Origin of the sequence: Dietzia sp. DQ11-38-2 (assembly GCF_014145055.1) — a bacterium.
Lineage (GTDB): Bacteria > Actinomycetota > Actinomycetes > Mycobacteriales > Mycobacteriaceae > Dietzia.
This window is the reverse complement of record NZ_JAALDW010000219.1, coordinates 1-9834: the sequence shown is the minus strand read 5'-3', so window position 1 is coordinate 9834 and position 9834 is coordinate 1. Positions and strand designations below refer to the sequence as shown.

The following is a 9834-nucleotide window of genomic DNA, read 5'->3' as shown; positions in this document are numbered from 1 at the left end:
CCGATCGGCGCCGCCGCGGCGGTGACCTGGCTCAGGACGCGGAGCGGTGGGGCCGTCCTCGGCGCGGTGGACGCGGCGGCCACCATGAGCATGGCCGGGCCGTTCCGTCACGCCACGGTGGGAGCCCAGGTCCGCAACGTCTGGGCCGGGGGAGGAGCGGTGCTGGGATTCCTCGCCTCCGACGCCGCCGCAGCCGGCCTCCGCGGAGACGCCGTCACGCTGTTCGACGTCTTCGGTTCGACCTACGGGCAGAGCGTCGATCCCGCAGAGCTGGCATCCGAGCGCGACTCATGGGCCATCATCGACGGTTACCACAAACGGTACGCCGCCTGTCAGTACACCCACGCGGCCCTCGAGTGCGCGCTGGAGATCACCGGCGGAGCGCCGCTTCCGTCCCCCGACGAGGTGGCGGCGATCGAGGTGGCCACCCATCCGCTGGCGATGGCCCTCGACGACCGCGCCCCGACCACGGCCCTGGGTGGCAAGTTCTCCGTTCCGCACGTCGTCGCGGCGGTCCTGGCGTCCGGGTCCGGTGACGCCCGCGTCTTCGCCTCCGGCGGTCTGGGCGACCCCACTGTCGCGGCACTGCGTGATCTAGTCCAGCTGACGCCGTACGACCCCCTGCCGGAACCGCCCCACGACCGTCCCGCCAGGGTGACGGTCCGATACACCGACGGGTCGCGGCGAGACGCCGAATGCCTCAGCGCCGTCGGCGGTCCGGACAGGCCATTGGGCGAGGCCGAGGTGCTACAGAAGGCGGCGGACCTCACGTCCAGGCACCTTCCCGACTTCGCCGGCGTCGCCGCGCAGATCGTCAACGGCGAGGTGGCGGGGAACGCACCGTGGTCAGCAGTCTTGACCTCACTCCTCCCGGAGGCCTGTCGATGAACTCGAACGTGAATCCTGTGCTCGACGGCGGACTGACGCTGTCGGAGAAGCTGGTGGCAGCGGCCGCGGAGGCGATGACCTCGGTCCCCGACCCCGTCCTGGCGTCCGCCAGGCTCCATCTGCTCGACAGCCTGGGCGTCGGGATCCTGGGATCCGTCAGCGGTCCTGTCAGGACAGTCACCAGCATCGCCGACTCGTCCGGTCACGGCCCCTGCACCGTACTCGGACGACAGGACGGCGCACCGGCCCCGGTCGCGGCTCTGGCCAACGGTGCCCTCATCCACTCCCTGGAGTTCGACGACACCCACGTCGCCTCGGTGATGCACGGGAGTTCGACCCTGACGTCGGCGGCGCTGGCCGCGGCCGAGTCCAGTGGCGCGGACGGCGACCGGATGACCGCCGCCTATGCCGTCGGGTGGGAGGTCCTCATCCGGATGGGCCTGGCCAGCCCGGGAACCCTGCAGTCCCGCGGCTTCCAGACCACGAGCGCCGCCGGCCCGTTCGCCGCCGCACTGGTGTCGATCCTGATCCGAGGGGACACGGATAACGGCGCCGACGCCCTAGGCATCGCCGGCAGCCAACCCGGCGGAACGTTCGCCTTCCTCGCGGAGGGGGCGACGGTCAAGGCCGCACAGCCGGCGTGGGCCGCACATTCGGGACTGTGGGCGGCGGAGCTCGCCCGGGCGGGGATCACCGGGCCGTCGAGAGTTCTCGACGGCGACCACGGCTTCTACACCTTGTTCGCGGACGATCCCGAGGCGCCGGCCAGGCTCGACGTGTTGTTGGGCGACCTCGGTGACAAATGGCATCTCCCGGACGCCGCGTACAAGCTGATCCCGTGTTGTCACTTCATCCATCCGTTCGTGGAGGCCGTCGAACAGTTACTCGAGGAGGGCCTCCGGCCGGCCGACATCGACAGTCTCCATTGTCACGTCCCCACCGGGGCCGCACCGGTGATCGCCGAACCGTGGGGTGCCAGACAGTCACCCCCGAGCGGACACGACGCGCGGTGGAGCCTCCCGTACGTCCTCGCGGCTCGGTTGGTGGACGGCGAGGTCAGGAACTCCCTGTTCACCGACCCGATCGGTGGGCAGCGGGCGGCCGTTGCCGGCCGGATGACCTACGAACTCTGGGACGATTCCGGGTTCCCCGCCCGGTACCCGGCTCGTGTCGACGCGCGGACCACAGACGGTCGCGTGCTCACCACAACGGTCCGCGATGTCCTCGGAGGGGCCGGGCGACCGGTCCCCGAAGAGGCGATCCGCGCGAAGGCCGACCGGAACCTGCGTCTGGCGGGCTGGACGGCGGACGAGGCCGCGGGGTTGATCGAACTGCTCGTGGACACCCCGTCCCTCGATCTCCCCGCGCTGAGCGCCCGGTTACGGGGGGCGGACGGGGCCGGCCACCGGTAGCCGTCCACGCAGCGTCGCCCGGCCTCGTCGTCCAGTCGAGTAACGCTCATGAATCCGCGAGATCCGTGGTAACCATTGGCGTAGTCACGGGGGTCTTCCCCGGTCGAGGGCCAGAGCGTCAGGAATCCCACCGATGTCCACGTCTGTCATTAGCTTCGGGTCAGTATCAGGGCGGGGCGCACTACGGGTGGGCGTCGTGGCGCTCGTCGTCGCGGCGGGTCTCTGGCCTGCGATGCCCGCGGCGTATGCCGCTCCGGCGGACCCGATTGTGGACAGCAGCGGTGTCACCGTCCCCGGGTGCACCCTGCCCTATGTCCAAGGCGTGAACGCCAGTTGCTTCGGTGCGGACCTGAGTGGCTACGACCTCTCCACCCCACCGTTCGTCGACGTGCTCTGGGTGAGTGGAGAATTCGAACGCGTGAACATGGAGGGGCGCGCATTCCCCGTAGGCACCGATTTCTCCGGTGCTGATCTGGCTGCCGCGAATCTGCGATCGGTCTCCGCCGTCGGCGCGTACTTCAACAATGCCGGTATGCAGATGCTGGACGCGACGGGTGCAGTCCTCACCGGCGCCCGGTTGTGGCAGACCAATGCACGGGACGCGACATTCGCTGACGCGGATCTGACCAACGCGCAGTTCAACATGGCCGACCTGACGGGTGCGGACTTCACGGGCGCGGATCTGACGGGTGCGAGGATCTACGCCGATGTCACAGGCGCGATCTTCACCGACGCCATCGGGGTTGACCTGGCTGGTTCCACCGGGACGCCGCTCGCAGGCCCTCCCGGGTACACGCCTCCGCCCCCGGCGCCGGACAGCGGACCGATTGCACTGGCAGCAACGGCGGAGAAGGGGTACGCCGCGTGGTCGCTGAAGACCACCTGGACGAACAAGTCCAGCACCTCATCGTTCGAGTGCTCCTTCGAAGCCCGCCCGACCGACGCGGAGGGCAACTACACCGGCCTCGCCCCGTATCCGGGGCCGACCGTCACCGTCTCGCCGAACAGTTCGGTCGAGTTGGTGCAGAACGCGGGGGTCGGTCCGCTCGGTATCGAGTGGCAGTGTGAAGGCGGGGACGGGACCACGGACAGTCGGTTGTTGGCCACGACCTACTACCTGGGGCTCGTGCCACCCACCCAGGTGACGATTCCTGAGCCCGGCCCCGATCTCTCCAAGCCGCCGCCCGTGGGTCCGGAACCCGGATCCGGATCGTCGGTTCTGGCACTGTTCGGACGCAGCTAGGTTGGAGAATGCGTGCTCCCCGGAGGGGTTCGACGGAGATCTTCGTTGCCTCACACCAGCCGATAACGTCGGAGTGAGCTGCGGCGTAGTGGTGCCCCCGGTCGGACTCGAACCGACACTGGACGGGTTTTGAATCCGTTGCCTCTGCCAATTGGGCTACGGGGGCGATCGCGGCGAGCCGCTGGTGGAGGAGTCTAACCGACGACCGGTGAGCGGCTGTCCGACGCCCGCCCTAGAGTGGCCGTGTGAGCACCACGAGCCAGACCGCCGAAGCCAGTTCCGCCGCCACGACCGCGTCCAGCGACGCCTCCGAGGCGCAGGGCCCCACCCGTCTGTTGCTCCTCGACGGGCACTCGCTGGCGTTCCGTGCGTTCTACGCCCTTCCTGCAGAGAACTTCTCCACGGCCTCCGGGCAGCACACCAACGCGGTCTACGGCTTCCTGTCGATGGTCGCCAACCTGGTCACCACAGAGGAACCCACCCACCTGGCGGTGGCGTTCGACGTCTCCAGGGCGACCCTGCATCGGACGGCCGAGTACCCGGAGTACAAGTCCACGCGTTCGACGGCTCCCGAGGAGTTCAAGGGACAGGTCGAGTTGATCCAGGAGGCGCTGGTGGCACTCGGGGTCCGCACGCTGTCCCTGGAAGGGCACGAGGCCGATGACATCATCGCGACCCTGGCCACCCAGGCGACCGGTGCCGAGACGCTCATCTGCACCGGTGACCGCGACGCGCTGCAGCTGGTCTCCGAGGAGGTGACCGTGCTCTACCCGGTCAAGGGGGTCTCGGAGCTCGCCCGATTCACCCCGGACGCGGTGGAGGCCAAGTACGGGGTGACCCCCGCGCAGTACCCCGATGTCGCCGCGCTGCGCGGCGACACCTCCGACAACCTCCCCGGTGTGCCCAAGGTGGGCGACAAGACAGCGGCGAAGTGGATCGTCCAGTACGGCAGCCTGTCGGAACTCATCGCGCACGCAGATGAGGTCAAGGGCAAAGTGGGGGAGAGCTTCCGCGAACACCTCCCGCAGGTGCAGCTCAACCGTCGCATCACCGAACTGACCCGGGACCTCGACCTCGGCGTTCAGTTGGATGAACTCACCCGGCGTCTGCCCGAGCGGGCGGACGTCAACGCCCTGTTCGACCGGCTGGAGTTCGGCCCCCAGGCCCGAGACCGCTTCCTCTCGGCGTTCCTCCCGGAGGGCGCACCCGAGCCGGTGTCGGAGATCGAACTCGAGCAGGCCGCGGTCCTCCGCGCGGGTGAGGTCTCGGACTGGCTCGCCGCGCACGCGCCGGCCGGCAGCCGGCACGGCCTCGTCGTCGTCGGGCCATCCCGACCGGGCGCGGGGGACGCGCAGTCGGTCACCGTGGCCGCGGCGGACGGGGCATCCGGTCACATCGACCTCGGACGCATCGACGCAGGTGACGAGCAGGCTCTACAGGCGTGGCTGGAAGACGACGCGGTGTTCAAGGCGGTCCACGACGCGAAGGCCGCCACCCACGCCCTCATGGGCCGGAACCTCCGCTTGGCCGGTGTCACGCTGGATGTCGCTCTCGCGGCCTACCTCGTCCGTCCCGGTCAGCGTAGTTACGGGCTGGCGGAGTTGTTCCAGCGCCACCTGCAGCGCGAATTACCCGAGCCGGAGGCGGCGGAGAAGCAGCTGTCGCTCCTGGACGAGGTCGATGAGTCCGAGGCAGAGCAACAGGCGGCCAACTCGGCCGCCACCCGGGCCCGCGCCGTCATCGACCTCGCCGAGCGTCTGGATGTGGAGCTGGAGCAGGTCCACGGGGCGCAGCTGCTCGCGGACATGGAACTGCCGCTCGTTCCCGTCCTCGCCAGGATGGAGGCGAAAGGCATCGCCGTCGACGCGGCGGCCCTCGACGACCTGCGTGACGGGTTCGCCGACCGGGGGCGTGGTGCGGCAGAAGCGGCCTACGCCGCGATCGGCGGTGAGCAGATCAACCTCGGGTCGCCCAAGCAACTCCAGGTGGTGCTGTTCGACACCCTCGGTATGCCCAAGACCAAGAAGACCAAGACGGGGTACACCACCGACGCCAAAGCGCTCGAGGAGCTGCTGGCCAAGGAGACAGGGGACACCCCCGGGCGGGCCTTTCTGGAAGCGTTGCTCCTGCACCGCGAGGCGACCAAGATGCGCACCACGGTCGAGGGTCTGATCAAGACCATCGGGGACGACGGGCGCATCCACACCACCTTCAACCAGACGGTCGCCGCCACCGGACGACTGTCGTCTACCGACCCGAACCTGCAGAACATTCCCGTCCGCACCGAGGATGGTCGACGGATCCGGAAGTCGTTCGTCGTGGGTGAGGGTTTCGACTGCATCCTCACCGCCGACTACAGCCAGATCGAGATGCGCGTGATGGCCCACCTCTCGGGCGACGAGGGCCTGATCGAGGCGTTCCGGACCGGCGAGGACCTGCACTCCTTCGTCGGTTCCCGGGCGTTCGGAGTACCCATTGACCAGGTCACCCCCGAGCTCCGGCGCCGGGTCAAGGCCATGAGCTACGGGCTCGCCTACGGGCTCAGCGCCTTCGGGCTGGCCGCGCAGCTCGGGATCAGCCAGACCGAGGCCCGCGAGCAGATGGACGCCTACTTCTCCCGCTTCGGAGGTGTCCGCGACTATCTGCATGCGGTGGTGGACCAGGCCCGTCGTGACGGCTACACCGAGACCCTCTTCGGCCGCCGGCGCTATCTGCCCGAGCTCAACTCCGACAACCGGCTCAAGCGAGAGAACGCCGAGCGCGCCGCCCTCAACGCCCCCATCCAGGGCACCGCCGCGGACATCATCAAGGCGGCGATGCTCAAGGTGGACGCCGACCTCCACGAGCGGGGGCTCCAGAGCCGGCTGTTGCTCCAGGTCCACGACGAACTGGTCCTCGAGGTGGCGAAGGGCGAGCTCGAGGAGGTCCGTGGCCTCGTCGTCGACCGGATGTACTCCGCTATCGAACTCAACGTACCGCTGGACGTCTCCACCGGCACGGGGCCCGACTGGGATTCCGCTGCCCACTGAGTAACCAGTGGGTAACCAGTGACGCCGAAAGCGGGCGGTTCGTTTTGTGGTGCCCGGAGTATGCCCTAGGTTCATTGCAGATTCGGCTACCCGACGCCTGAAAGGGCACGCACATGACCCTCACCTCTCGGCGCGGCCTCCGTGCCGCACTGGCACTGACCGCCACCGCGGCCCTCGCGCTCACCGGCTGCACCACCAACACTGAGGGTCCCGAGGACTCGGGAGAGCCGAGGCAGGAGGTCTCGCTCGAGACGGACGACGAGATCGCCGCCCTCGTACCGGCCGAGATCCGCGAGAAGGGCGTGCTGGTGATCGGCACCAACCCGCCGTACGCCCCCAACGAGTTCAAGAACGAGCGAGGGGAGATCGTCGGTTTCGACATCGATGTGATGACCGCCGCCGCCCAGCTCATGGGACTTCGCGCGGAGTTCCGCGAGTCGGACTTCGAGAAGATCATCCCCGCGATCGAGGGCGGCACCATGGACATGGGTGCTTCCTCGTTCACGGTCAACGACGAGCGACTGCAGACCGTCGACTTCGTCACCTACTTCGAGGCCGGTATCCAGTGGGCGTCGGCGGCCGGTAACGACGTGGACCCCGACGATGCCTGCGGACTGAGCGTGGCCGTCCAGCGCACCACGGTCTCCGACCAGGAAGACGTGCCCGCCCGCAGCGAGGCGTGCGTCGCCGCCGGCGATCCGCCGATCGAGAAGGTCCAGTTCGACTCGCAGGACGAGGCCTCCACCGCCGTGGCGCTCGGCAAGGTCGACGCCATGTCCGCCGACTCCCCGATCTCGGCGTACGCGGTCAAGCAGTCCGAGGGCAAGATGCAGCTGGCCGGTGACGTCTTCGACTCCGCCCCCTACGGCTGGCCTGTGCGCAAGGGGTCCGAACTGGCCGCCGCTCTCGAAGCCGCAGCGGACAAGCTCATCGAGACCGGAGACTTCGAGAGGCTCGCCCAGAACTGGGGCCTCGAGGACGGGTTGATCGACGACGCCGAGATCCGGAAGGGCTGAGTGACCGGTCGGTGAGCACCGCGCACAACGGCGCCTCCGCGCCCCGGGCTGACGCGCCCGACCCCATCGAGGCGGTGCCGCTCCGGCACCCGTGGCGCTGGGTGTCGGCGACGATCGTCCTGGCCCTGGTGTTCCTGTTCGTCTGGGGCGCCGCGACCAACCCCGCCTATGGCTGGGGCACCTACGGCCGCTACCTCTTCGACACCAGGTTCGGCATGGCGGTGTTCTACACCATCGCGCTGACGGTGCTGTCGATGATCCTCGCCGTCATCCTGGGGGTCATCCTCTCGGTCATGCGGATGAGCAGCAACCCCGTGCTCAAGGCCGTGGCCTGGGTGTACCTGTGGATCTTCCGCGGGACCCCGATCTACGTCCAGCTGCTGTTCTGGGGCCTGATCTTCACGCTGTACCGGCAGGTGCAGTTCGGCATCCCCTTCACCGACTTCCAGATCGTCCGCTTCGACGACACGATGGTGTTGTACTCCGCGTTCTGGCTCGCGGTGGTGGGTCTGGCCATGAACGAGGCCGCCTACATGGCCGAGATCGTGCGGGCGGGGATCTCGTCCGTTCCGGAGGGCCAGGCCGAGGCCTCCACCGCGCTCGGCATGTCGTGGGGGCAGACCATGCGCCGGACCATCCTGCCGCAGGCCATGCGCGTGATCATCCCGCCCACCGGGAACGAGCTGATCTCGATGCTCAAGACCACCTCGCTCGTCGTGGCGATCCCGTTCTCCGGTGAGCTCTACGGTCAGGCCCGCGACATCTCCGGGGTCAACTTCCAACCGATCCCGTTGCTCCTCGTGGCGGCCACCTGGTACCTGGTGATCACCAGCGTGCTCATGGTGGGCCAGCACTTCCTCGAGAAGAAGTTCTCCCGCGGTTCCACCCGTCAACTCACGGCCAAACAGCTGCGCGCGCTGGCCGAGGCGGACGGACTCACCCCCTCAGGGCTCGCCGCGGCCAGGGGTACCGATCAGTCGGGAGGAATGCCATGACCCCGATGGTCAGGGCCGAGCAGGTCTGCAAGAGCTTCGGCTCACTGAGGGTGCTCAAGGGCATCGACATCGAGGTGGCGGCCGGGGAGGTGCTGTGCCTCGTCGGTCCGTCCGGATCCGGCAAGTCCACCTTCCTCCGGTGCATCAACCACCTCGAGCGCGTCGACGCGGGTCGGCTCTACGTCGACGGCGACCTGGTGGGGTACCGGGAGAAGGGCGGCAAGCTCTACGAGATCTCGCCGAGGCACGCGGCCAGGCAGCGCCGCGACATCGGGATGGTGTTCCAACACTTCAACCTGTTCCTGCACCGCACGGCCCTCGAGAACATCATCGAGGCCCCGATGCTCGTCAAGGGTGAATCCCGTGCGGAAGCGACGGAGCGGGCACGGGCCCTGCTCGACACGGTCGGGCTCGCGGCGAAGGCGGACGCCTATCCGGCGCAGCTGTCCGGTGGGCAGCAGCAGCGGGTGGCGATCGCCCGGGCGCTGGCGATGGAGCCCAAGCTCATGCTGTTCGACGAGCCCACCTCGGCCCTGGACCCCGAGCTGGTGGGTGAGGTCCTAGGCGTCATGCGGGACCTGGCCGGCGCGGGCATGACGATGATCGTGGTCACCCACGAGATGGGCTTCGCCCGGGAGGTGGCCGATACGGTCGCCTTCATGGACGACGGGGCGGTGGTCGAGGCCGGGCGTCCGTCCGATGTGCTCGGGGCACCCCGGCATCAGCGGACCAGGGACTTCCTGTCGAAGATCCTGTAGTCGGCGATCAGCCGAGGGTGGCCACGAAGATCGCGGTCCCGGGGAACACGCCGCCGCGCAGCGGGCTCCACTGCCCCCACTCCCGGTCCAGCCACTCCGGCCACTCGGGCTCGATCAGGTCCCGGACCACGAAACCGGCGCCGACCAGTTCGCGGATCCGGTCTCCCATCGTGCGGTGGTGTTCGACGTAGGTCAGATCGCCCTGCTCGTCGTATTCGGTGTACGGCGTGCGGTCGAAGTAGGGGAACGCGGCCACCAGTCCCTCGGGGCCCGGATCGTCCCGGAAGATCCACCGCATCGGGTGGTTGACGGAGAAGACGAACCGTCCGCCGGGGCGGAGCACGCGGGCCGCCTCCGCCATGACCCCGGCGGTGTCCGCGACGAAGGGGATGGCCCCGAACGCGGAGAACGCGACGTCGAAGCTGTCGGCGGCGAAAGGTAGGCGGCGGGCGTCGGCCTGGATCAGGGGCACCCGGGCCGCCGGGCCGGTCGA

Annotated in this window: 7 protein-coding genes, 1 tRNA gene and 1 pseudogene; 7 read left to right on the top strand and 2 right to left on the bottom strand. The window is 68.8% G+C overall.

From position 1 onward, the window contains the following. From G6026_RS08050 to G6026_RS08040, 3 genes and pseudogenes are all read left to right on the top strand, one after another. Positions 1-888 (top strand): annotated as a pseudogene (locus G6026_RS08050) (MmgE/PrpD family protein); the annotation flags it as partial. Beyond that, a complete protein-coding gene (locus tag G6026_RS08045; RefSeq protein ID WP_182612865.1) occupies positions 885-2300 on the top strand; it encodes an MmgE/PrpD family protein in 1416 nt (471 codons plus the stop codon). The pseudogene G6026_RS08050 and the gene G6026_RS08045, both read left to right, overlap by 4 nt. A 268-nt stretch (positions 2301-2568) precedes the next feature. Next, on the top strand, positions 2569-3543 hold the full coding sequence (locus G6026_RS08040; RefSeq protein ID WP_182612864.1) for a pentapeptide repeat-containing protein: 975 nt from the start codon (positions 2569-2571) through the stop codon (positions 3541-3543). Between the two features lie 89 nt (positions 3544-3632). Here G6026_RS08040 and G6026_RS08035 read toward each other — a convergent pair. Continuing rightward, positions 3633-3709: transfer RNA gene (locus tag G6026_RS08035), tRNA-Leu, on the bottom strand. A gap of 79 nt (positions 3710-3788) precedes the next feature. Here G6026_RS08035 and polA point away from each other — a divergent pair. The 4 genes from polA to G6026_RS08015 all read left to right on the top strand — a co-directional run bounded on the left by polA (position 3789) and on the right by G6026_RS08015 (position 9341). Next, positions 3789-6572 carry a DNA polymerase I gene (gene polA / locus G6026_RS08030; protein WP_182612863.1) on the top strand — a complete coding sequence of 928 codons (2784 nt, stop codon included), beginning with the start codon at positions 3789-3791 and terminating at the stop codon, positions 6570-6572. 113 nt (positions 6573-6685) lie between these two features. Next, the gene (locus G6026_RS08025) at positions 6686-7588 is read left to right on the top strand and encodes an ABC transporter substrate-binding protein (RefSeq protein WP_182612862.1); all 903 of its coding nucleotides are present in this window, start codon (positions 6686-6688) and stop codon (positions 7586-7588) included. Between the two features lie 11 nt (positions 7589-7599). Then, positions 7600-8583, top strand: coding sequence for an amino acid ABC transporter permease (locus G6026_RS08020; protein WP_182612861.1), 984 nt, complete (start codon positions 7600-7602; stop codon positions 8581-8583). Next, positions 8580-9341: an amino acid ABC transporter ATP-binding protein gene (locus G6026_RS08015; RefSeq protein WP_277815601.1), complete on the top strand. Its 762-nt coding sequence runs from the start codon at positions 8580-8582 to the stop codon at positions 9339-9341. Before G6026_RS08020 ends, G6026_RS08015 begins: the two co-directional genes overlap by 4 nt. Before the next feature lie 7 nt (positions 9342-9348). On the opposite strand, the gene G6026_RS08010 is transcribed toward G6026_RS08015, so the two are convergent. Continuing rightward, the coding region (locus tag G6026_RS08010) for a class I SAM-dependent methyltransferase (RefSeq protein ID WP_182612860.1) at positions 9349-9834 on the bottom strand (486 nt) is incomplete at its 5' end.

Excerpts from the sequence above, each read along its gene's own strand:
- G6026_RS08045 (WP_182612865.1), top strand. The coding sequence starts at position 885 with ATGAACTCGAACGTGAATCCTGTGCTCGACGGCGGACTGACGCTGTCG.
- G6026_RS08025 (WP_182612862.1), top strand. The coding sequence starts at position 6,686 with ATGACCCTCACCTCTCGGCGCGGCCTCCGTGCCGCACTGGCACTGACC.
- G6026_RS08015 (WP_277815601.1), top strand. The coding sequence starts at position 8,580 with ATGACCCCGATGGTCAGGGCCGAGCAGGTCTGCAAGAGCTTCGGCTCA.